General features: G+C 65.3%; 20 protein-coding genes and 1 riboswitch. Of the genes, 7 read left to right on the top strand and 13 right to left on the bottom strand.

All coding sequences use genetic code 11. The features are described from left to right. Positions 1-4: 4 nt before the first annotated feature. From F3J44_RS03275 to F3J44_RS03305, 7 genes are all read right to left on the bottom strand, one after another. Positions 5-523, bottom strand: a complete 519-nt coding sequence (locus tag F3J44_RS03275) for a TIGR02281 family clan AA aspartic protease (protein ID WP_167067061.1) — start codon at positions 521-523, stop codon at positions 5-7. Beyond that, positions 520-1,506 carry an esterase-like activity of phytase family protein gene (locus F3J44_RS03280; protein WP_167270621.1) on the bottom strand — a complete coding sequence of 329 codons (987 nt, stop codon included), beginning with the start codon at positions 1,504-1,506 and terminating at the stop codon, positions 520-522. Before F3J44_RS03280 ends, F3J44_RS03275 begins: the two co-directional genes overlap by 4 nt. Next, the gene (parE, locus tag F3J44_RS03285) at positions 1,503-3,407 is read right to left on the bottom strand and encodes a DNA topoisomerase IV subunit B (protein ID WP_167067067.1); all 1,905 of its coding nucleotides are present in this window, start codon (positions 3,405-3,407) and stop codon (positions 1,503-1,505) included. The genes F3J44_RS03280 and parE overlap by 4 nt, the downstream gene beginning before the upstream one ends. 35 nt (positions 3,408-3,442) lie before the next feature. Beyond that, positions 3,443-4,051: a YqiA/YcfP family alpha/beta fold hydrolase gene (locus tag F3J44_RS03290; protein ID WP_167067070.1), complete on the bottom strand. Its 609-nt coding sequence runs from the start codon at positions 4,049-4,051 to the stop codon at positions 3,443-3,445. Between the two features lie 282 nt (positions 4,052-4,333). After that, complete coding sequence (gene cpdA, locus F3J44_RS03295; protein WP_167067072.1) at positions 4,334-5,137, bottom strand: 3',5'-cyclic-AMP phosphodiesterase; 804 nt, start codon at positions 5,135-5,137, stop codon at positions 4,334-4,336. 85 nt (positions 5,138-5,222) lie between these two features. Beyond that, the gene (locus F3J44_RS03300) at positions 5,223-5,669 is read right to left on the bottom strand and encodes a DUF1249 domain-containing protein (RefSeq protein ID WP_370526437.1); all 447 of its coding nucleotides are present in this window, start codon (positions 5,667-5,669) and stop codon (positions 5,223-5,225) included. After that, positions 5,666-6,283: an NUDIX domain-containing protein gene (locus F3J44_RS03305; protein WP_167067078.1), complete on the bottom strand. Its 618-nt coding sequence runs from the start codon at positions 6,281-6,283 to the stop codon at positions 5,666-5,668. Before F3J44_RS03305 ends, F3J44_RS03300 begins: the two co-directional genes overlap by 4 nt. A 196-nt stretch (positions 6,284-6,479) precedes the next feature. Between F3J44_RS03305 and F3J44_RS03310 the strand changes: the two genes are divergently transcribed. Then, the gene (locus F3J44_RS03310; protein ID WP_167270622.1) at positions 6,480-7,226 is read left to right on the top strand and encodes an RsiV family protein; all 747 of its coding nucleotides are present in this window, start codon (positions 6,480-6,482) and stop codon (positions 7,224-7,226) included. Here the strand turns inward: F3J44_RS03310 and cytX are convergent. Next, positions 7,195-8,478, bottom strand: a complete 1,284-nt coding sequence (gene cytX, locus F3J44_RS03315; protein WP_167270624.1) for a putative hydroxymethylpyrimidine transporter CytX — start codon at positions 8,476-8,478, stop codon at positions 7,195-7,197. The genes F3J44_RS03310 and cytX overlap by 32 nt on opposite strands. A gap of 149 nt (positions 8,479-8,627) precedes the next feature. Next, positions 8,628-10,508 (bottom strand): phosphomethylpyrimidine synthase ThiC, encoded by a 1,881-nt coding sequence (gene thiC, locus F3J44_RS03320; RefSeq protein WP_167270626.1) that lies wholly within the window; start codon positions 10,506-10,508, stop codon positions 8,628-8,630. Positions 10,509-10,664: 156 nt separating this feature from the next. After that, positions 10,665-10,771: riboswitch (TPP riboswitch) on the bottom strand. A gap of 162 nt (positions 10,772-10,933) precedes the next feature. Between thiC and F3J44_RS03325 the strand changes: the two genes are divergently transcribed. After that, positions 10,934-12,370 (top strand): TolC family outer membrane protein, encoded by a 1,437-nt coding sequence (locus F3J44_RS03325; RefSeq protein WP_167067090.1) that lies wholly within the window; start codon positions 10,934-10,936, stop codon positions 12,368-12,370. 171 nt (positions 12,371-12,541) lie between these two features. Here the strand turns inward: F3J44_RS03325 and waaA are convergent, their stop codons facing one another. Continuing rightward, positions 12,542-13,813 carry a lipid IV(A) 3-deoxy-D-manno-octulosonic acid transferase gene (gene waaA / locus F3J44_RS03330; protein ID WP_167270628.1) on the bottom strand — a complete coding sequence of 424 codons (1,272 nt, stop codon included), beginning with the start codon at positions 13,811-13,813 and terminating at the stop codon, positions 12,542-12,544. Between the two features lie 11 nt (positions 13,814-13,824). After that, positions 13,825-14,715 carry a LysR family transcriptional regulator gene (locus F3J44_RS03335; RefSeq protein WP_167270630.1) on the bottom strand — a complete coding sequence of 297 codons (891 nt, stop codon included), beginning with the start codon at positions 14,713-14,715 and terminating at the stop codon, positions 13,825-13,827. Between the two features lie 87 nt (positions 14,716-14,802). On the opposite strand from F3J44_RS03335, the gene F3J44_RS03340 reads away from it, so the two are divergent. The 4 genes from F3J44_RS03340 (at position 14,803) to F3J44_RS03355 (ending at position 18,358) form a co-directional block, all read left to right on the top strand. Then, positions 14,803-15,135, top strand: coding sequence for a multidrug efflux SMR transporter (locus F3J44_RS03340; RefSeq protein WP_054887895.1), 333 nt, complete (start codon positions 14,803-14,805; stop codon positions 15,133-15,135). Between the two features lie 215 nt (positions 15,136-15,350). Further along, positions 15,351-16,526, top strand: coding sequence for an FAD-binding oxidoreductase (locus tag F3J44_RS03345; protein WP_167270632.1), 1,176 nt, complete (start codon positions 15,351-15,353; stop codon positions 16,524-16,526). Further along, positions 16,523-17,335: an aldo/keto reductase gene (locus F3J44_RS03350; protein ID WP_167270634.1), complete on the top strand. Its 813-nt coding sequence runs from the start codon at positions 16,523-16,525 to the stop codon at positions 17,333-17,335. The genes F3J44_RS03345 and F3J44_RS03350 overlap by 4 nt, the downstream gene beginning before the upstream one ends. Positions 17,336-17,389: 54 nt before the next feature. After that, positions 17,390-18,358 (top strand): metal ABC transporter ATPase, encoded by a 969-nt coding sequence (locus F3J44_RS03355; RefSeq protein WP_167270636.1) that lies wholly within the window; start codon positions 17,390-17,392, stop codon positions 18,356-18,358. 139 nt (positions 18,359-18,497) lie between these two features. Here F3J44_RS03355 and hldE read toward each other — a convergent pair whose 3' ends face one another. Both hldE and msbA read right to left on the bottom strand, forming a co-directional pair. Beyond that, on the bottom strand, positions 18,498-19,919 hold the full coding sequence (hldE, locus tag F3J44_RS03360) for a bifunctional D-glycero-beta-D-manno-heptose-7-phosphate kinase/D-glycero-beta-D-manno-heptose 1-phosphate adenylyltransferase HldE (protein ID WP_167067108.1): 1,422 nt from the start codon (positions 19,917-19,919) through the stop codon (positions 18,498-18,500). Between the two features lie 130 nt (positions 19,920-20,049). Further along, the gene (gene msbA, locus F3J44_RS03365) at positions 20,050-21,858 is read right to left on the bottom strand and encodes a lipid A export permease/ATP-binding protein MsbA (RefSeq protein ID WP_167067111.1); all 1,809 of its coding nucleotides are present in this window, start codon (positions 21,856-21,858) and stop codon (positions 20,050-20,052) included. Between the two features lie 187 nt (positions 21,859-22,045). Between msbA and F3J44_RS03370 the strand changes: the two genes are divergently transcribed. After that, positions 22,046-22,651, top strand: coding sequence for a toluene tolerance protein (locus F3J44_RS03370; protein WP_167067114.1), 606 nt, complete (start codon positions 22,046-22,048; stop codon positions 22,649-22,651). Positions 22,652-22,657: the final 6 nt, after the last annotated feature.

Consider the following 22,657-nt stretch of genomic DNA (forward strand, 5'->3'; position numbering starts at 1 on the left):
CTCGTCATTTCAGGTTCTGGCGCAGCAGCATGGTGCCGCCGCGCTGGGTAAATTCAAGTTGTTTCAGGGCGCTCATGCCGAGCAGCACGGTCTGGCCATCCAGGCCCGGCACCACCAGGGCGCGCACGTTCTGCAGGCGGATATCGCCCAGTTGCAAGGTATCGAGCCGGGTGCGGTAGCCTTCGGTGCGGCCATTGGCGGTACTCAGCACCACCGGGCTGCCCCGCGCCAGGTTCAGGTCGGCGGCCATCGCCTCGGGAATCGCCACGTCGGTGGCACCGGTGTCGAGCATGAAATGCACCACCTGGCCGTTGATCGCACCGTCAGCCACGAAATGCCCCTGGCCGTTACCCAGCAGGCGCACCTCGATGTAGCCATCGCCGCGGGAAGACTGCACCACCGTGTTGGGGTTGCGCTCGCGCTCCTCCCACTGGCCGAAGAAGCGCGTGGCAAGGAACAACGCCGCCGCCCAGGCGACGATCATCAGCACCTTGCCCGCGCGCTTGCCCGGTGGCTGGCTCATGGGTTGGCGCTCCAGCCGCCCTGGGGCGCCTCGAAGCGGTACACCACCGGCCGGGTTTCACCATCGGCGCGGGCGCCGTTGTTGTTGTCCAGGCCAATCCAGGCACCCTTGGTGTCGATCACCAGCGCTTCGGCCAGGCCGAAGGGCTGCTTGTAGCGGCGCTGGGGCTGCAGCGCATCGGCAGCGAACGACCAGCAGCGCTCGACCTTGCCGCTGCTGCTGTCACGCCGGCAGATGCGATAGGCGTTGCGCTCCAGGGTGAACAGCTTGCCTTCGAACCAGGCCAGGTCGGCAAAGTCCCGTGACACGGCGCGGGCTTCAGGCATCTGCGCCGGTTGCATTTCGACCCCGGCTTCGCTCAACAGCACGCAGCTGCGCCCGCAGGTCCACACCGACTGTTGCCGCTCGATGGCCACCAGGCCACGGCGTTCGCGCTCGGCGGCCAGCCACAGGCGGTCGCCCGCCGGGTTGATCGCCACGCCCTCGAACAGCGCGTTGAAGTTCAGCAGCATGCCGCTGGCACGGGCCTGGCGCACCATCACCGGGTCGATCTTCAACCACTGCGGCTCGCCTTCGACAGGCACCTGCAGCACGCCGGCGTGGGCCTCGCTGACCAGGTAGAGGTTGCCAGCCTGGTCGCAGGTGATGCCTTCGTAATCCAGCTCCCCGCCGCGCACGTAGGACACGGCCCAGTTGCGCGACTTCAGCCCCCAGGGCAAACCGCTTTCCGGCGGTGCGGGCGGGGTGAAGGTCAGGGGTTGGGCGCGCCACAGGTCGTTTTGCTGGTCGAAGCGGTAGATACGGTCGTCATCCCGGTCGGAAACGCCCCACAACCCGCCGCGGCACGCAGCCAGCCCAGACAGGTTGCCACCGCGCATGCCATCGATCACATGCTCGGACTGAAGCTTGAGCTCCGGCCAGTTGCCCGCCAGGCTCGGCAGGGCAACCAGCGCCAGGCAGGCTGCGACCAGCAGACGGATCAAACCAGGACCTCGGCGAGGTTACCTTTGGTTTCCAGCCAGTTCTTGCGGTCGCCAGCGCGCTTCTTGGCCAGCAGCATGTCCATGATCTCGGTGGTGCCTGCCAGGTCGTCCAGGGTCAGCTGAACCAGGCGCCGGGTGTTCGGGTCCATGGTGGTTTCGCGCAACTGCGGCGGGTTCATCTCGCCCAGGCCCTTGAATCGAGTGACCTGCGGCTTGCCGCGCTTCTTCTCGGCCACCAGGCGGTCGAGGATGCCGTCACGCTCGGCCTCGTCGAGGGCGTAGTAGATTTCCTTGCCCAGGTCGATACGGTACAGCGGCGGCATGGCGACATACACGTGGCCAGCCTCGACCAACGGGCGGAAATGCTGCACGAACAGGGCGCAGAGCAAGGTGGCGATGTGCAGGCCGTCGGAGTCGGCGTCGGCGAGGATGCAGATTTTGCCGTAGCGCAGCTGCGACAGGTCGGCAGCGCCCGGGTCGACGCCGATGGCCACGGCGATGTTGTGCACCTCCTGGCTGGCCAGTACCTCGCCGCCGTCCACCTCCCAGGTGTTGAGGATCTTGCCGCGCAGCGGCAGGATCGCCTGGAACTCCTTGTCGCGGGCCTGCTTGGCCGACCCGCCGGCGGAGTCACCCTCGACCAGGAACAGCTCGGCGCGCATGGGGTCTTGCCCGGCGCAGTCGGCCAGCTTGCCGGGCAAGGCCGGGCCTTGGGTGATGCGCTTGCGCTCGACCTTCTTGCTCGCCTTCAGGCGGCGGCCAGCGTTGCTGATGGCCAGTTCCGCCAGTTGCATGCCCAGCTCGGGGTGGGCGTTGAGCCACAGGCTGAAGGCGTCCTTGACCACCCCGGAAACGAACGCTGCGGCCTCGCGGGACGACAGGCGCTCTTTGGTCTGCCCGGAGAACTGCGGCTCCTGCATCTTCATCGACAGCACGAAGGTGATGCGTTCCCAGACGTCTTCGGGCGCCAGCTTGACCCCACGCGGCAGCAGGTTGCGGAACTCGCAGAACTCGCGCATGGCGTCGAGCAGGCCCTGGCGCAGGCCATTGACGTGGGTACCGCCCTGGGCGGTGGGGATCAGGTTGACGTAGCTTTCCTGAACGCTGTCACCGCCTTCGGGCAGCCACAGCAGGGCCCAGTCCACGGCCTCCTTGTTGCCGGCCAGGCTGCCGCAGAACGGCTCGTCGGGCAGGCGCTGGAACTCGCTGACCGAGTCGACCAGGTAGGAGCGCAGGCCGTCTTCGTAATGCCACTCGACCTTCTCGCCGCTGGCCTTGTCCTCGAAGCTGACCAACAGGCCCGGGCACAGCACAGCCTTGGCCTTGAGCACGTGCTTGAGGCGGCTGATGGAGAATTTTGCCGAGTCGAAGTATTTCGGGTCGGGGCTGAAGTACACGCTGGTGCCGGTGTTGCGCTTGCCGACCGTGCCGACCACTTCCAGCTCGCTGGCCTTGAAGCCGTCGGCGAAGGTCATCTGGTATTCGTTGCCGTCGCGCTTGACGCGCACGCGCACCTGGGTCGACAGGGCGTTGACCACCGAAATGCCGACGCCGTGCAGGCCGCCGGAGAACTGGTAGTTCTTGTTGGAGAACTTGCCACCGGCGTGCAGCTTGGTGAGGATCAACTCGACGCCCGACACGCCCTCTTCCGGGTGGATGTCCACCGGCATGCCGCGACCATCGTCGCTCACTTCCAGCGAGTGGTCGGCATGCAGGATGACCTGCACCGAGCGGGCATGGCCAGCCAGGGCTTCGTCGACGCTGTTGTCGATGACTTCCTGGGCCAGGTGGTTCGGCCGGCTGGTATCGGTGTACATGCCCGGGCGCTTGCGCACCGGGTCAAGGCCGGAGAGGACTTCGATGGCGTCTGCGTTATAGGCGCTAGCGCTGGGATTGGCCATGGGTTCTCGTCGTCAGTCTGGTGAATGCAAAAAGGTCAAAATACAGAAAAATCGAGCGCCGCATACTGCTGCCGCGCAATGCCGGCAAATGCCAGCAGGCCTGGCAGCTGTTCGGCGAAGCCCTGGTAACTGTGGTCGCCACCGGCCTGGATGCGCAGGGCGCAGGCCTGGTAATAGCGCTGGGCGTCGCGGTAGTCCAGGGTTTCATCGGCGGTTTGCAGCCACACTTGATAGCGGCCCGGGTCGGCCGGCGCCGGCACTTGCAGTTCGGCCAGGGCCTGCACGTGGTCCAGGGTCAGCTCCCAAGTTTCACCGCTGTAGTGGTTGCGCTGGCTGCCCAGGTAACCGTCGAAGCGTTGGTGCGGGGCGACCGCCGGGTTGATCAGCAGGGCCTTGAGGCCGTGGCGCTCAGCCAGGCAGGTGGCATAGTAGCCGCCGAGCGAACTGCCGACCAGCAGCGGCGCGCCCAGTTCGGCAATGGCGGCTTCGAGCTGGGCCATGGCCTGGCGCGGGTGGTGGTGCAAGGCGGGCACACGCAACTGGGCCGAAAGCCCCAGTTGCTGCATTACCGCGTCGAGCTGGCGCGCCTTGGTGGACAGCGGCGAGCTGTTGAAGCCATGGATATAGAGGATGGAACCCGACATGCTGCCCCCGGAATCTGTGGCTTCGCGCCCGATGGAGCAGGCGCAGGGACGCGCAGTGTAGCGTGTTCGCCGGGTGTTGGCGCCGTTTGGCCAATCTCGCAACAATTTCTTCAAACACCCGCTTGCACACACGCCCCTGTAGGAGCGAGCGTAGCTCGCGATGGGGCGCGCCAGCGGCCCCGGGGGTTCTTCGGCTTCGCAGCCTAGAACGCAGGGGCTGCTTCGCAGCCCATCGCGAGCTGTGCTCGCTCCTACAGGGGGAAAGTGTGCGCTTTGGGTAGTTCAGTACCCTGGGCTGTCGAAGTCCAGCTTCACTTCGAAATCGATGGCCCGCTCCACCCCGGTTTCCAGCCGCCCGTCGCCATGCAGGCGCATCCAGCGGTAGCCTGGGTGCTCTTCGCTGACCTTGAAGTCCTCACTGCCCGCCGCGAACTGGATGCAGGTCGACGGCGTGGCCAAGAGGCGCAGGCCGCCTTGCTGTTCATCCCACGGCTGGTGAATATGCCCCCAGAGCAAACCCTTGACCTGTGGATAACTGCGCAGGCGCTGCAGCAGTTCATCGGCATTGCGCAAACCGATCGGCGCAATCCAGGCGCAGCCGATATCCACCGGCTGATGATGGCAGCACACCAGGCAATGCCGCTCGCCTGCAGAGGCCAGCGCCTGGTCCAGCGCCGCCAGTTGGTCCGCCTCGAGAAACCCATGGGTGGCGCCCGGCACCGCCGTATTGAGCATGACCACGCGCCAGGCCCCGACATCAGTAACCGCCTCGACCAAATCGGGCGCCAGCTGGGCCATCACCCTGGCTTCATCATGGTTACCCGGCAACCAGCGAGTCGGCACCGCCAGCTCAGCGGTCAGCCCGCGAAACGCCTCATAGGACGCCACGCTGCCATCCTGGGACAAATCGCCCGTGCACAGCAGCAGGTCGATGCGTGGTTGCTCGCGGCGCACCTGGGCCACCACATGGCGCAGGCTGTCACGGGTATTGAGGCCCAGCAGCGTGCCTGCCGGGTCGGCGAACAAATGGGCATCGGTCAGTTGCACCACATGCACGGGTGCCGGGAAGGGGTCTGGGTGCGGCAACGGCCGTCTCCTCGAACGGTTTATGCCCCGATTATGGCGGTGGATCGGTTTCGAGCAAACACCCGAAGCCGACCCCGTTCACATTTCAGCGCACACTGGCCAATTCATGGCCACACGCCAGGCAATGGCTGAGCCATTCCCCGAGGAACAGGTTCAGCTGGGCTTTTTCGTCCGGCTGGTGCATGGCTTCGTTGGGGTACGGGTAGATGCTGCGCAGGCGCCGGGTGTGTTCGGCGCTGATCACTTCGGCCATGCGCGCATCGTGGTACACCTGCACTTCCAGGTGCGGCACCGGCAGCCAGGGCAGGCTGTGCTCCTGGCGCACGCGCAAGGTGGTGGTGTACGGGCAGGCCAGCAGCACATCGAGCGCCAGCACACCAAGCATCTGGTCGCCCTGGGTCATGCCGATGCGCCGCGAGCTCTGGGTGGTACGCATGTCGGGCAGCAGGCGCATGAGCCGGGCGTAGTTGGCCTCGCAGGCGGCTTGCAGCCCGGCCAGGTCGACCCGATAACGCTCACGCAGCAGGTTCACTTCCACATACCTCGAACTTCGTCTTTGTTCAGTGCCAGCCATTGCAGGCTGATGATGGTTGCCGCATTGCAGATCCGGCCGTCGCGCACCGCCTGCAGTGCGTCGTCGAACGACCACACGCGCACGCGGATGTCCTCGCCCTCTTCTTCCAGGCCATGCAGGCCGCCGGCGCCTGCACTGCTGCAGCGGCCCAGGAACAGGTGCACGTATTCGTCGCTGCCGCCGGGCGAAGGGAAGTAGCGGGTGATCGGCCACAGGGCGCTGATGCTCAGCCCGGCTTCTTCCTCGGCCTCGCGGTGGGCAACTTCCTCGGGCTCCTCGGCCTTGTCGATCAGCCCGGCGACCATCTCGATCAGCCAAGGGTTGTCGATCTTGCCCAAGGCACCGACGCGAAACTGCTCGATCAACACCACTTCATCGCGCAGTGGGTCGTAGGGCAGCACGCAGACGGCATCGTGGCGCACGAACAGCTCACGGCTGATCTCGCGGCCCATTCCGCCGGCGAACAATTCGTGGCGCAGGCGCACCTTGTCGAGCTTGTAGAAGCCCTTGAAGCAGTTGGCCCGCTCGGCGATCTCAACCGCCTTGGGCACCGAATTCAACGTGTCTGACATGGAAATCCTCATGGCTACAGCAACAGCTTGATTACCGCTTCGCGCCATCCTACTCCGCACGGTTGCCCGTTTCACCCCTTTCCGGCAACCGTTCGCCCACTGGGGACAGCGCGTCTTCTCTCTGTTAGCTTAGTGGCGAACCGAAGGCCGCGCAGACGGTCAAAGGCCGACTTTTCCCTGTTCTGCAAGGATCATCATGACACTTGTCAAACTGACCTCCGTGGCCGTGCTGGCACTCGCCCTTGGCGCCTGCCAGAGCCTGTTCGCGCCCAACTACCGGGCCCCGCTGGAGGTCAAGCGCGACGCCTGGGAGCATGTCAAACCCGGCTGCAGCGCACAGGACTGCCCGTTGGTGAACATCGACATGGTCCATTTTCCGGCCCTGCCCAAGCTCGATGCGATTGTCGAGCAGCGCCTGCTGCAGCTGACCGAAGACAATCAGCATGGCACCGCGCCGGCCACCCTGCAGGCCTATGAGCAGCAGTTCCTGGCCAGTGCCGACAAACGCAACAGCAGCTACCTGCAAGCCAAGGTACGCGAGCAGCATGACGGCCTGGTGATCGTCGAGTTGTCCAGCTACCTCGACAGCGGTGGCGCCCACGGCATGCCGGGGCGCGGCTTCATCAACTATTCGCGCAAGCTGGACAAGGTGCTGACCCTGCAGGACATGCTGCTGCCGGGCCAGGAAGAGACGTTCTGGAAGACCGTCGAGGAATCGCACCGCGCCTGGCAGATCAGCGTGGGCATGGACAAGGACGCCGAGTTCGTCAAAACCTGGCCCTTCAAGCGCTCGCCGCACGTCGCCCTGACGTACGGCGCGGTGGTGGTGAAGTACGAGGTCTATGCCATCGCGCCCTACTCCATGGGCCACGTGGAATTGAAGATCCCCTACCCACGCCTGAACGGCGTCCTCAAGCCCGAACTGTTTCCCGGCCGCGGCTGAGGCTCAGCAGCCCGTGTAGCCCACCTGCCAGCAGCAGTGCCGGCAGGGTCGCGCCCAGCTCCGGGGCCTTGGCGGCGATGATGTGGTACGCCGCCACGCCCACGGCCCAGGCCAGCAGCGCCTGCCAGTGCAAGCCATCGACCTGGGCTGGCAGGCGGCGGCGGCGAACCACGTAGTGGTCCATCAGCACCACGCCGAACAGCGGCGCGAACACCGAGCCGATCAACAGCAGGAAGTTCTCGTACTGGGCCAGCGGCGCCAGCAAGGCAATCAGGGTGCACAGCACGCCGATGGCCAAGGCCAGGTGCTCGACCTTCAGTGGCAGCAGCACACCGGTGGAAACGGCGGCCGAGTGGATATCGGCAAAGGCCTTTTCCGACTCGTCCAGCAAGATCAGCAACAGCGGCAGGCCCATGCCGGCGCCGGCCAGGGCCAACAGCAGCGCGTTGACTTCGCCACTGGCAGCGAAGGCCAGGGTGTAGGCGACGCCCAGGCTCATCAGCCAGGTGTTGCCAATGAAGTAACCCAGCACCGTGCCGCCGAACACCTGCCCGCCATTGCGGGCGAAGCGCGAATAGTCGGCGATCAGCGGCAACCACGACAGCGGCATGGCGATGACGATGTCAAAGCCCACGGCCAGCGACATCGAGCCATCCCCGGCGCGCTGCCACAGCTCGGCCAGGTCGGCCTTGGCGAACAGGTTCCAGGTCAGCCACAGGCAGGCGCCCAGCAGCAGCCAGATACCCCAGGCGCGCAGGACCTTGCGCACGAATGCCAGCGGCCCGCTCACCGCCAGCACGGTGGCCAGCGCGCCGAAGCACAGGGTCCAGAGCATCGGGCTGTTCCAGGCGCTGTCCTCGCCGAACGCCCGCGCGCCCAGCAGGCTGGCGGCATCGCGCATGACGATGATCTCGAAGGCGCCCCAGCCCACCAGTTGCAGCAGGTTGAGCAGTGCCGGCAGGCGGGCGCCATGGCGGCCCAGGCTGAGCTTCAGGGTGCCCATGGCCGACAGGCCGGTGTCGCTGCCGATGACGCCGGCGGCGCCGAGCAGCAGCACGCCGACGCCAGTACCCAGGGCGATGGCCAGTACCGCGCTCGCCAGGCCCAGGCCAGGGGCGAGCATGGCGCCGACCTGCAGCACCATGAGGCCGATGCCGAGGGAGAACCACAGCGAGAACAGGTCACGGGCGCCGAAGATGCGCTGGTGGGTGGGGACCGGGTGGTCGGGGGAGAATTGGCTGGGTGATGTCATTGTTGTGTTCGCCGGAAGAATGATTGATTGCTGCCACCCCCTGTGCAGGAGCGGGCTTGCCCCGCGAAGGCGTCAAGCCTGCCAAGCGCGTTGGCGCCGCTGACGCTTTCGCGGGGCAAGCCCGCTCCTACAACAGAGTGAGTACGTGGTTAAACCTTGTGATACAGCTGGCTGCCTTCCTGGCGGAACCGTTCGGCCTGCTCACGCATGCCCGCCTCGACCGTCACGTCCACGGTTTCGATCTTGGCGGCATACTCGCGCACTTCCTGGGTGATCTTCATCGAGCAGAATTTCGGCCCGCACATCGAGCAGAAGTGCGCGACCTTGGCCGATTCCTTCGGCAAGGTTTCGTCATGGAAGGCCCGCGCGGTGTCCGGGTCCAGGCCCAGGTTGAACTGGTCTTCCCAACGGAACTCGAAGCGCGCCTTGGACAGCGCGTTGTCACGGATTTGCGCGCCCGGGTGGCCCTTGGCAAGGTCCGCGGCATGGGCGGCGATCTTGTAGGTGATGATGCCGGTCTTCACATCGTCCTTGTTCGGCAGGCCCAGGTGCTCCTTGGGCGTGACGTAGCAAAGCATGGCGCAACCGAACCAGCCGATCATCGCCGCACCGATGCCCGAGGTGATGTGGTCGTAACCGGGGGCGATGTCGGTGGTCAGCGGGCCGAGGGTGTAGAACGGCGCCTCGTCGCAGCATTCCAGCTGCTTGTCCATGTTCTCCTTGATCAGTTGCATCGGCACGTGGCCGGGGCCTTCGATCATGCACTGCACATCGTGCTTCCAGGCGATCTTGGTCAGCTCGCCAAGGGTTTCCAGCTCACCGAACTGGGCGGCATCGTTGGCATCGGCGATCGAGCCTGGGCGCAGGCCGTCGCCCAGCGAGAAGCTGACGTCGTAGGCCTTCATGATTTCGCAGATCTCGTCGAAGTGCGTGTACAGGAAGTTCTCTTTATGGTGCGCCAGGCACCACTTGGCCATGATCGAGCCGCCACGGCTGACGATGCCGGTGACCCGCTTGGCGGTCAGCGGCACATAACGCAGCAGCACGCCGGCGTGGATGGTGAAGTAGTCCACGCCCTGCTCGGCCTGCTCGATCAGGGTGTCGCGGAACAGCTCCCAGGTGAGGTCTTCGGCAACGCCGCCCACCTTTTCCAGGGCCTGGTAGATCGGCACGGTGCCGATCGGCACCGGCGAGTTGCGGATGATCCACTCGCGGGTTTCATGGATGTGCTTGCCGGTGGACAGGTCCATGACCGTGTCCGAGCCCCAGCGGATACCCCAGGTCAGCTTGGCCACTTCTTCCTCGATCGAGGAGCCCAGGGCGCTGTTGCCGATGTTACCGTTGATCTTCACCAGGAAGTTGCGGCCGATGATCATCGGCTCCACTTCCGGGTGGTTGATGTTAGCCGGAATGATCGCGCGGCCACGGGCGATTTCCTGGCGCACGAATTCGGCGGTGATTTCCTTCGGAATGTTGGCACCGAAGCTGTGGCCGGCGTGCTGTTCGTCAAGCAAACCAGCGGCGCGGGCTTCCTGCAGTTTCATGTTCTCGCGGATGGCCACGTATTCCATCTCGGCGGTGATGATGCCCTGGCGGGCATAGTGCATCTGCGAGACGTTGGCGCCCGCCTTGGCACGGCGCGGGTTGCGCACGTGGGCGAAGCGCAGCTTGGCAAGGTCGGCGTCGTTCAGGCGCTGCTGGCCGAAGTCGGAGCTCAGCCCGCCCAGGCGCTCGGTGTCGCCACGCGCCTCGATCCAGGCCGAACGCACATCGGCCAGGCCCTTGCGCACATCGATGATCACGTTGGGGTCGGTGTAGGGGCCGGAGGTGTCGTACACCAGCACCGGCGCATTGGACTCGCCGCCGAAATCGGTGGGGGTGTCGTCCAGGCTGATTTCACGCATGGGCACGCGGATATCCGGGCGCGAACCTTCGACATAGACTTTTCGCGAACGCGGGAACGGTTGCACGGACTGCTGGTCGACTTGCGCCGATTCGCTGAGGTTGATCGCTTTTTCTTGTTTGGTCATCACAGGCTCTCCAGACGGCTTCCTAGCGGGCGGAATGTCGGGGGAGAACCTGAAAGGCGTGGACGCACCCATGGACGAGTGCAGTGCCGAAGACGAGGTGCCACGAGCTGCAAGCAGCTGAGACATTCCCGGACCTGGCACAAGAGGCTCCCCGGGAAGGCGAGCAATCTTGTTCCCTACGCAGGCGCTAACCTGATCAGGTTCAACGGGATCCGCACCTATGCGATCTCAGCCTTTGCTTCAAGGCACCCCGACAAGAACAGGCGCAGTCTAGACTGGAGTGGCCGACAAAGCCAAGCGGGTAATTTGCAGCAGGATGAAAGGCGCACGCGGCGATTGTTGCCGGGGGGCCCATGGCACTACACTGGCACGTCGGACGATACTCAACAGTTCAGTAATTATTTTTCGTACAAGGATTGCCCCCTATGCTGCGCAAACTCTCACTGGCGATAGCCGTGTCTTGTGCGTACCACGCAACGGCCTGGGCGGCGGATGTGCCCTCGACGGTGAAGACCGACCTGGTCAGCGTCTACCGCGAAGCGGTGGACAACAACGCCGATCTTGCAGCCGCACGCGCCGATTATGGCGCCCGCCGCGAAGTGGTGCCCCAGGCCCGTGCCGGCTTGCTGCCGAACCTGTCGGCCGGTGCCGAGATGATGAACACGCGCACCAAACTGGACGAGCCTTCGATCACCTCCAACCGCAGCGGCAATGCCTGGAGCGCCACCCTGGCGCAACCGATCTTCCGCGCCGACCGCTGGTTCCAGTTGCAGGCCGCAGAAGCGGTGAACGAACAGGCCGCCCTGGAACTGTCGGCCACCGAACAGAACCTGATCCTGCAAACGGCGCAAAGCTATTTCTCGGTGCTGCGTGCCCAGGACAGCCTGGCGGCCACCAAGGCCGAGGAAGCGGCCTTCAAGCGCCAGCTCGACCAGTCCAACGAACGCTTCGATGTGGGCCTTTCCGACAAGACCGACGTGCTGCAGTCCCAGGCCAGCTACGACACCGCGCGCGCCAACCGGCTGATTGCCGAGCGCCAGGTGCAGGACGCCTTCGAGGCCTTGGTCACCCTCACCAACCGCGAGTACAACTCGCTGCAAGGCGTGGTGCACACCCTGCCGGTACAGGTGCCGACACCCAATGATGCCAAGGCCTGGGTGGAAACCGCCGGGCGCCAGAACCTCAACCTGCTGGCCACCAACTACGCCGTGTCCGCCGCCGAGGAAACCCTGCGCCAGCGCAAGGCTGGCCACGCGCCGACACTCGATGCGGTGGCCAAGTACCAGAAGGGCGACAACGACAGCCTGGGCTTCACCAACCCCGCGCCGCAGCAGAATGTGCGCTACAGCGGTGACGTGGAGCAGACCAGCATCGGCCTGCAGTTGAACATCCCGATCTACAGCGGCGGCCTGACCAGCTCGCAAGTGCGCGAAGCCTACCAGCGCCTGAGCCAGAGCGAACAACAGCGTGAGAGCCTGCGCCGCCAGGTGACGGAAAACACCCGCAACCTGCACCGTGCGGTGAACACCGATGTGGAACAGGTCAAGGCACGCAAGCAGTCGATCATTTCCAACCAGAGCGCGCTGGAGGCTACCGAAATCGGCTACCAGGTCGGCACCCGCAACATCGTCGACGTGCTCGATGCCCAGCGCCAGCTGTACACCTCGGTGCGCGACTACAACAACAGCCGCTATGACTACATCCTCGACAACCTGAGCCTCAAGCAGGCCGCCGGGACCTTGAGCCCGCAAGACCTGCAGGACCTGGCGCGGTACCTGAAGCCGGACTACAACCCCGACCGCGATTTCCTGCCACCGGACCTGGCGGCGGCGGCGGCCAAGAACTTCGAGCGCCGTCCTTGACTGAAAGGCACTTCGCGAGCTGCGCTCGCTCCTACAGGTTTACCCAACCCCGGTAGGAGCGAGCGCCAGCTCGCGATGCACCGCTCCTGCAGGTTTACCCAACCCCGGTAGGAGCGAGCGCCAGCTCGCGATGCGTCGCGCCAGCGGCGCCCATCAGCACAATCAAAACACTCAGCCGAGCAGCTTACCCAGCCCATCCAACAACCGCTGCAACGCCCCCTGGTTGGCCTGCATCACCGCCCTGCCCGCCTCGCCCATGTGCCGGGCATCTTGCGGCAGCTCGACCAACCGTCGCACCGCTTCGGCCAGCCCGTCAGCATCATCCACCTGCTGCAACGCCCCCGCCTCGCGCAACATCGCGCTGATTTCAAGGAAGTTGAACACATGCGGCCCCATGATCACCGGCAATGCCAGCGCCGCCGGTTCCAGCGGGTTGTGCCCGCCGGTGGCCACCAGGCTGCCGCCAACGAAAGCGATATCGGCCAGGGCATAGAGAAACAGCAACTCGCCCATGGTGTCGCCCAGCAACACCCGCGTCTGCCCATCCACCGGTGTGCTGGCAGAACGGCGCACCGTGGCGAACTGCTGGCTGCACAGGGCATGCACGGCATCGAAACGCTCGGGGTGACGCGGCACCAGGATCAGCAGCGCATCCGCGTGCACCTGCAACAGTTGCTGATGCGCCTTGAGCACCAGCGCATCCTCGCCCTCGTGGGTACTGGCGGCGATCCACACCGGGCGCTTGTCCGCGCCCCATTGCCCACGCAACGCTCGGGCAAGCGGCAGCAGTTGCTCGTCGACCTTGAGGTCGAACTTGATCGAGCCGGTGACCTGCACGCACCCAGGCAGGGCGCCGAGGTCGCGAAAACGCTGGGCCTCGGTTTCGGTTTGCACGGCAATCAGGCTCATCTCGGCCAGCATTGGCCGGGTCAGCTTGGCAAAGCGCGCATAGCCCCGTGCCGAGCGGGCAGACAACCGCGCATTGGCCAGCGCCACCGGAATGCCGCGCCGGGCACACTGGTGGATGTGGTTGGGCCACAGCTCGGTTTCCATGATGATGCCCAGGCGCGGGCGCACATGGTCGAGGAAGCGCCCCGCGGCCCACGGCAGGTCATAGGGCAGGTAGCAGTGCTGGATGCGCGGTTCGCCTGCGAACATCGCGCGAATGCGCTCGGAACCGGTTGGGGTCATGCAGGTCAGGGTGATTGGCAGGTCCGGGTAGGCCTTGAGCAAGGCGCGCACCATGGGCGCGGCGGCAATGCTCTCACCGACCGACACCGCATGCACCCAGATTCCACCCTGGCGCATGGCCGGCAGGTTACGGGCAAAGCGCTCGCCGATGCGCTGGCCGTAGGCCGGCGCCTTGCGCGCACGCAGGTACAGGCGCAGCGCAACCAGCGGCAGGCCCAGGTGAAACAGCAAGGTATAAAGGGTTCTGTTCATGGCGGCGGAGTTTACCCGATCGCGCGCAGGTGCACTGCAAAGCGCTCGGCCAGCCACTGCGCAGCGGGGCCCAGGGGCTCGTCGCGGCGCCAGGCAAGCTCGGCCACCAGTGCTGGCGGGCACCATTCGCTGTCGAGCTCGACCATCTGCGCCTGGTACGTCGGGTATTGCACCACATGGCGCGGCAGCCAGGCCCAGCCCAGGCCGCGCATCAGCAGTTCGGCCATGGCATAGAAACTGTCGGCGCGCCACACGTGTGGGCTTGCGGCCTCGCTGCCGGGGTAGCCGCTTTGCTGGGGGGTAATCAGCAGTTGCCGGTGGCGGGCCAGCTGCTGGCAGGTGACGCGCAGCTCCCGGGCCAACGGATGGCCGATGGCGCACACGGTGACCATTTCCACACTGCCCAGGACGCGGCGCTCCAGGGAATCGGGGATGCTTTCGTGGTGGAAGAACAGCCCAAGGTCGGCACGCCGTTCCACCAGCTTGCGCGCCACATCGCCCTGGGCGCCGCTGGCCAGTTGCACTTCCAGGTACGGGTAGCGGCTGGCCAGCTCGTCGAGGCTGTCGATCACCGGCTGGTAGGGCATGGCCTCGTCCTGCGCCACCCGCAGCAAGGCTTCCTGCCCGCGCATCAGCGCTGCAGCGCGGCCATCCAGGCGCTCGCACTGGCGCAACAGCTCGCGGGCATCTTCGAGCAGCGCACTGCCGTTTTCGGTCAGCTTCGGCTGCCGGCCGCTGCTGCGCTCGAACAGGGTGACACCCAGGTCCGTTTCCAGCAGGGCAATGGCGTTGCTGATGGCCGACTGCGCCTTGCGCTGCTCGCGGGCCACGGCCGAGAACGAGCGCAGCTCGGCGACGCGCAGAAAGGTGCGCAATTGCTCCAGGTTCCACTGCTCGGCCATTGAGCTATCTCCGTAGTTGATAGGTAATGACTTTACCGCATCCAGGTTAGGTCTAGAATGCCCACCCAGTTACCGGAGAATCCTGCCATGAATGCCTACACCTACCTCGCCATCGCCATCTGCGCCGAAGTCATCGCCACGGCTTCCATGAAGGCCGTAAAGGGCTTGAGCACGCCGTTGCCGTTGTTGTTGATGGTGGTCGGCTACGGCATTGCCTTCTGGATGCTGACCTTGGTGGTGCGCAGTATTCCGGTGGGTATCGCCTATGCGATCTGGTCGGGGCTGGGGATCGTCCTGATCAGCGTGGCGGCCTTGGTGGTGTACGGGCAGAAGCTGGATGTGCCGGCGATGCTGGGCATGGCGATGATTGTCGGTGGCGTGGTGGTGATCCAGTTGTTTTCCAAAACGGCCGGGCATTGAGCAATCTATTTAACTGGCAATCCTGTAGGAGCGGGCTTGCCCCGCGAAGCAAGCGCCGCGGTGGATGGCACCGGCTGCGCCGGTGTTCGCGGGGCAAGTCGGGTCGCCGCACCGCCGCTCCTACAGGGTATTACGGTGCGGGTGCTGGCGCTCCGGGCCAACAGCAACCCTGACCCTGTATACTTGGCAGCTGTCCCAGTCTTCGAGGTACCGCCATGCCATCCGCCATTTCCACTGACGTGCTGATCGTCGGCGCCGGGGTCGCTGGCCTTTGGCTCAATGCCCGGCTGCGCCGCCAGGGCTACTCGACGGTGCTGGTGGAACGCGCCAGCCTCGGTGGCGAACAGACCATCAAGTCCCAAGGCATCATCCACGGCGGTACCAAGTACGCCCTGCACGGTGCCCTGACCGGCGCCTCGGAAGCCATCGCCGACATGCCCCGCCGCTGGCGCGAGGCCCTGGCCGGCAGCGGCGAACTGGACCTGACCCACACCCGCCTGCTGTCCGACGCCCATTATCTGTGGTCGCCCGGCACCCTGGCCGGCAACCTCACCAGCTTCTTCGCCAGCAAGGCCGTGCGTGGCCGGGTTGACCAGGTCAAGGGCGAGCAACTGCCGCCTGCCCTGCAGGACCGCGCCTTCAAGGGCAAGGTGTACCGCCTGGCCGAACTGGTCATCGACGTGCCCAGCCTGTTGAACAACCTGGCCGAACTGGCCGGCGACAGCCTGCTGGCCGGTGAACGCATCGAACCCCTGCGCGAAGGCGACGAACTGGTCGGCCTGCGCGTGGACGATCGCGACATTCGCGCCCAGCGCATCGTCCTCAGCGCCGGTGCCGGCACCGAAGGCCTGCTGCACGCCCTGGGCCTGCAGCAGCCGGCGATGCAAACCCGCCCGCTGCACATGGTCATGGCCAAGGGCCCGAACCTCAAGCCGCTGTACGCCCATTGCCTGGGTGGCGGGCCGAAGCCACGGGTTACCGTCACCACCCACCCGGCCGCCGACGGCCAGTGGGTCTGGTACCTGGGCGGCGATATCGCCGAAGCCGATGGCGTGGCCCGAGAGCCTGCGGCGCAGATTGCCGCGGCGCAGAAGGAAATTGCCAGCCTGCTGCCCTGGGTCGACCAGGCCCAGGTACGCTGGGCCACCCTGCGTGTCGACCGCGCCGAACCTGCCCAATCGGGCCTGGTGCGCCCAGACAACGCCTTCCTCGCCGAGCAGCAACGCTTGCTGGTGGGCTGGCCGACCAAGCTGGCGCTGGCGCCAGACTTCAGCGACCGGGTACTGGCCAACCTTGAGCGCGACGGCATTCGCCCGGCCGCCCAGGCAGACCTCACCGGCCTGCCACGCCCAGCCGTGGGCGTGCCGGCCTGGGAGCAACTGCTGCCATGAGCCTGCCGACCCTGCACGATTTTCACCGCCCCCTGGGCAGCACCGGCCTGCGCGTATCGCCCCTGGGCCTGGGCACGGTCAAGCTCGGCCGCGACCAGGGCGTGAAGTACCCCAACGGCTTCACCATTCCCAATGACGACGAAGCCCGCCTGCTGCTGGCACAGGCCCGCGAGCTGGGCATCAACCTGATCGACACCGCGCCGGCCTATGGCCGCAGCGAAGAGCGCCTGGGCCCGTTGCTGCGTGGCCAGCGCGACCAGTGGGTGATCGTTAGCAAGGTGGGTGAAGAATTCGCCAACGGCCAATCGAGTTTCGACTTCAGCGCCGCCCACACCCGGCGCTCAGTGGAGCGCAGCCTGCGCCGCCTGGAAACCGACCGCATCGAGCTGGTGCTGGTGCATTCCGATGGCAACGACCTGGCCATCCTGGAGCGACAGGAGGTCTACCAGACCCTGGCCGAGCTCAAGCAGGAAGGCAAGATTCTTGGCTATGGCCTGTCCGGCAAGACGGCAGCCGGCGGCCTCAAGGCCTTGGAGCAGGGCGACTGCGCCATGGTCACCTACAACCTCAACGAGCAGGCGGAACGCCCGGTACTGGACTACGCTGCCGAACACGGCAAGGCCATCCTGGTGAAGAAGGCCCTGGCCAGCGGGCATATCTGCCTTGCCCCCGGTGTCGACCCGGTGCAGGCCAGCTTCGAGCTGCTGTTCGCCCACCCAGGCGTCAGCAGTGCTATCGTCGGCACCATCAACCCGTTGCACCTGGCCCATAACGTGGCCACCGTCGCCCGCATACTGGGCCAGCATTGAGCCGCCGCCCTCCGCCGAGGGCCTGGTGACTGCCCCGACGCAAGGAGGAGCCTCGTGCCGCGTACGCTGATCCGCAAGAACCCGAGCAACTTCAAGACACTGCCCCTGCATGTGGAAGCGACGGCCGAAGGCCTGGTCTACCAGAGCATCGGCATGCCGCTGAATTTCGCCCAAACCCAGCAGCGCCGCCGCGCCATCCAGCTGCCCGACAAGCAGCGCTTCGTGGTCGAACTGGCCAACCTGGGGGTTTCGGTTCGCCTGACCCTGCATTGGCAGCACCGTGACTACTGGGTATTGGTGCGCCAGCGCCGCCAGGACCGGGGCGATGTGGTACTGAAGCTGATTTCCGGCTACGTGCCCGCCCAGGAGCTCAACCTGCCGCTGCACACTGCCGTGCAGGAGGTGGCCGAGGAGTGCCTGCTGGAAACACCGGAAGGCTGGCTGAGCGGCCGCTTCCATGAAACCTGGCTGCCCGCGCCGTATGCGTCCGCGCTGCATTACCGCGAAGACCTGGCCTTCGTGCTCGCGCCACAGTCTGGCGCCGCCCGCCCGGTGCATTGTGCCAACCTGATGCTGCTGGAGCGGCCACGGGCCTATGTGCACTTGCCCACCGCATCGCTGCAGTTGATCTACGACATGCGCCTGCAGGTGCCCAAAGAAGCCAAGAAGCTCAGCCTGTTCCATGTCGATGAGCGCCTGGAGGGTGACCAGCTGGTAGCAAGGCTGAACCGCAAGCGGCCCGACCTGTACCTGATGCCGGTGCAGGATGGCCAGCCCCAGGCCGAGCTGTACACCTTGAAGAAGGATGAGTTGGTACCGGCGAGTACCCGAGGGGTGCATTTGGCCGAGAGTTTTGCCCTTCAGGAAGGCTGGGTGGTAGCCGATGAGCGGATTCGCTGGAAGGACTGGGTGAAGCAGCAGGGGTTGGTGGAGCGCAAGGCAACGCCGGCGACGCACCTGCAACGCTTTGGCGACAAGGCGCGGGCGTTGTTGGCGCGGGCCCGGACGTCATTGCAGAAATAGCGGGTGCTGGGGCTGCTTTGCAGCCCATCGCGAGCTCTGCTCGCTCCTACCAGGGATTCGCGTATTCCGGGCATCGCGCACGGCCCGGTAGGAGCGAGCAAAGCTCGCGATGGGCCGCAAGGCGGCCCCAAACCCCACCTCAGTTCTTGCGGATTTTCTCGACGATCGCCGTGGTCGAGCTGTTCTCCACCAGGCCCAGCACTTTCACCGTACCGCCGTAACCCTTGACGATGTCGGCACCCACCACCTGGTCGATACCGTAGTCACCGCCCTTGACCAGCACATCCGGGCGAACCTGGCTCAGCAGGTTTTCCGGGGTGCCCTCAGGGAAGCTGATGACCCAGTCTACAGCCCCCAGGCCCGCCAGCACGGCCATGCGCCGGTCAACGCTGTTGATCGGCCGGCCCGGCCCTTTCAGGCGGCTGACCGAGGCATCGTCGTTGACCGCGACGATCAGGCGGTCACCCTGGGCCCGGGCCTGCTCAAGGTAGGTCACATGGCCAGCATGCAGGATGTCGAAGCAGCCGTTGGTGAACACGATCTTCTCGTTGTGCGCCCGCGCATCATCGATGGCCAGCAGCAGTTGCTCCAGGCCCAGCACGCCGCGCTCGGAACCTTCCTCGCGCTGGATCGCCCGGCGCAGCTCCGGTGCACTGATAGCGGCAGTACCCAGCTTGCCAACCACGATACCGGCAGCCAGGTTGGCCAGGGCCACCGCGTGGGGCAAGTCCTCGCCGGCAGCAATGGCCGCTGCCAGGGTGGAAATCACCGTGTCGCCAGCACCGGTCACATCGAACACTTCACGGGCACGCGCTGGCAGGTGCAGCGCCGGCTGGCCGCTGCGCAGCAGGGTCATGCCATGCTCGCCACGGGTGACCAGCAAGGCCCCCAGGTCCAGGTCCTGCAGCAGCTGCAGGCCCTTGGCGACCAGCTCGGCCTCGTCGGCACAGCGGCCAACGATGGTTTCGAACTCGCTGAGGTTCGGGGTGATCAGGCTGGCGCCACGGTAGATGGAAAAATCCTTGCCCTTGGGGTCGGCCAGAACCGGAATGCCCTTGGCCCGGGCAGCCTGGATCAGGCTCTGGTGGTTCTTCAGCGCGCCCTTGCCGTAGTCGGACAACACCAGCACCTTGACGCCTTCGAGCAGGTTGTCGACTTCAGCGCCCAGCGACAGCGGGTCGGTGGCGAACGGTTCTTCGAAATCGATACGCAGCAGCTGCTGGTGACGGCTCATGACCCGCAGCTTGACGATGGTCGGCTGGTGCGCGATGCGCTGGAACACCGAGCGCACGCCAGCAGCCTGCAGGCTGTTGGCCAGGCTGTCGGCGGCCTCGTCCTGGCCGGTGACGCCAATCAGCGACGCCGGCGCGCCGAGGGCGGCGATGTTCAAGGCAACGTTGGCCGCGCCGCCGGGGCGATCCTCGATCTGGTCGACCTTGACCACCGGCACCGGCGCTTCCGGCGAAATACGCGAAGTACCGCCATGCCAGTAGCGGTCGAGCATGACATCGCCGACCACCAATACCGGGGCTTGATCGAAACGCGGCATGGACAACTTCATGGGCAACCCATATGACAATAGTGAACAGGGGCAGGATATTAGCACAGGGTAGGCGACGGCTTTACGGCCAGATCAGCCCTGGAAAATTCCCGTGACAATCGGGGCCATGGCGGCCCCGATCAGCGAGGGTTCAGGTGATATCGGCCTTGGCCGGCTCATCCAGGCCCATGGCATGCAAGCGGGCATAATGGCCATTAGCCGCAAGCAGCTCGGCGTGGGTGCCACGCTCCACCAGGCGGCCCTGGTCCATCACCAGGATCTGGTCGGCCTTCTCGATGGTCGACAGGCGGTGCGCGATCACCAGCGTGGTGCGGCCCTGCATCACGTGGTCGAGGGCGGCCTGGATGTGCCGCTCCGACTCGGTGTCCAGCGCCGAGGTGGCTTCGTCGAGAATCAGCAATGGCGCATTCTTCAGCAGCGCACGGGCAATCGCCAGGCGCTGGCGCTGGCCACCGGACAGCAGCACGCCGTTCTCGCCCACTTCAGTGTCGAAACCCTTGGGCAGGCGGTCGACGAACTCCTTGGCATAGGCATCGGCAGCGGCGGCTTCGATGTCTGCGCGCGGGGCGCCGGCCAGGTCGCCGTAGGCAATGTTGTTGGCCACGGTGTCGTTGAACAGGGTGACGTGCTGGGTCACCTGCGACACGTGCCGGCGCAGGTTGCGCAGGCGGTACTGCTCGATTTCCACGCCGTCGAGCAGGATCTGCCCCTGGTCGTGGTGGTAGAAGCGCGGAATCAGCGCCGCCAGGGTCGACTTGCCGCTGCCCGAGCGGCCGACCAGGGCGATCATCTGCCCAGGCTCGGCGACGAAGCTGATGTCGCTCAGCACCTCACGCTCGGTGCCTGGGTAGGTGAAGCTCAGGTTGCGCACTTCAAGGCGGCCTTCCACACGGTCCTTCTCGACGGTGCCGGCATCCACCTCAGGCTCCTCGTCCAACTGCTCGAAGATGCTCTCGGCGCCCGCCAGGCCCTTCTGGATGGTGGAGCTGACTTCCGACAACTGGCGAATCGGCTTGGGCAGCAGGCCCGCGGCGGTGATATAGGCCACCAGGTCGCCTGCAGTGGATTCGCCGCGCAGGAACAGCACCAGGAACATCAAAGCGGCCATGGCGCTGTAGATCACCAGCTGCAGCATCGGCGTGTACAGCGAGCCGGTCTTGGTCATGCGTAGCTGCTTGTCGGTGTTGCTCTGGCTGGCCTTGCCGAAGCGCTGCTGCTCGTAGGCCTCGCCGCCGAAGCTGCGCACCACGCGGTAACCCTGGATGGTTTCGGAGGCAACATGGGTGACATCGCCCATGGCCACCTGGATTTTCTTGCTCTGCTTGCGGAATTTCTTGCTGGCCACGCTGACCATCACGGCGATCACCGGCAGGATGGCGACCATCACCAGGGTCAGGTGCCAGTTCATCCACAGCAGGTAGGCGAACAGGAACACCACGGTCAGGCCTTCGCGGATCACGACCTTGATGGCGTCGGTGGCGGCGCCGGTGACCATGGTCACGTTGAAGGTGATGCGCGAGATCAGGTGCCCGGAGTTGTGGTTGTCGAAGTAGCGGTTAGGTAGCACCAGCAGCTTGTTGAACAGTTCCACGCGCAGGTCGTGCACCAGGCACAGGGACACCTTGGCCAGGAAGTAGTTGCCCAGGAACGAGCCCAGGCCCTGCCAGGCGGCGATCAGGATGATCAGCAATGGCACGGCCTGCAGCAGCTGCAGGTCGCGCAGGTAGGGAACGTTGGGGAACAACACCGCTTCGGGGTTGCTCAGCCCATCGACGAAATACTTGAGGATCCCGGCCAGCATGGGCTGGGTGGAGGCAAAGATCACAAAACCGACAATGCTCAGCAGGAAAATGCCGACATAGGGTTTCACATAGCTCAGCAGCCGGAAGTAGATCTTCAGGCTGGAGGTGTGCTCCGCCGGTCGCGGTGTTTCGGCCATCATCGAGCTCGCTGTTCAGGTTGAACCGCGAATTTTACCACAGGCGTCGTTTTCGGCACGCCCCCAGGCGACGACAGCGGCATGGCGGGTCGCCACAGCGCCATTGCAAGACGCTGTCATGGTGTTGGCGCATTATTTTCGGCATTATTACCGGTCATTTTGCTTGCCAGACGACAAGGCCCTACCCATGCAATGCTCCCGGCTCACCCAAGTCGACTTCGACCAGCTGACTCTTGGCGCCCAGATACTGGAGGCGGACAGCCATGGGGCCAAGGTCTACCTGCTCAAGGATGGCAACTTCCTCAAGGTGTTTCGCCGCAAGCGCCTGATCTCATCAGCGCTGCTGCGCCCCTACTCGCAGCGCTTCGTCGACAATGCCACGCGCCTTGCGCAACTGGGCATCCCCACGCTGGAAGTGATCAGCCAGCACAAGCTGGACCTGCCAGGGCGCACCGCCGTGCTGTACCGCCCGCTGCCAGGGCGCACGCTGCTGCAGATGTCGCGTGACGAGGATTTCAGCTGGGGCACCTACCTGCCGCGGTTGATCGAGCTGATTCGCCAACTGCACCGTAGCGGCATCTACTTCCGCTCGCTGCACCTGGGCAATGTGGTGGTAACGCCCGATCAGCGCCTGGGCCTGATCGACGTGGCCGACATGCGCTTCCTGCGCCCACCACTGTCAGCCCGCATGATTCGCCGCAACGTGCAGCACATGGTGAGCTACATCGAGCGGGAAAACCTGGGCGAACGCTTCCCCCTCGCCGACTTCAAGGCCGCCCTGCTGGCCCACTGAACGCAA

The sequence above is a fragment of the Pantoea sp. Tr-811 genome (assembly GCF_011752535.1).
GTDB lineage: Bacteria > Pseudomonadota > Gammaproteobacteria > Pseudomonadales > Pseudomonadaceae > Aquipseudomonas.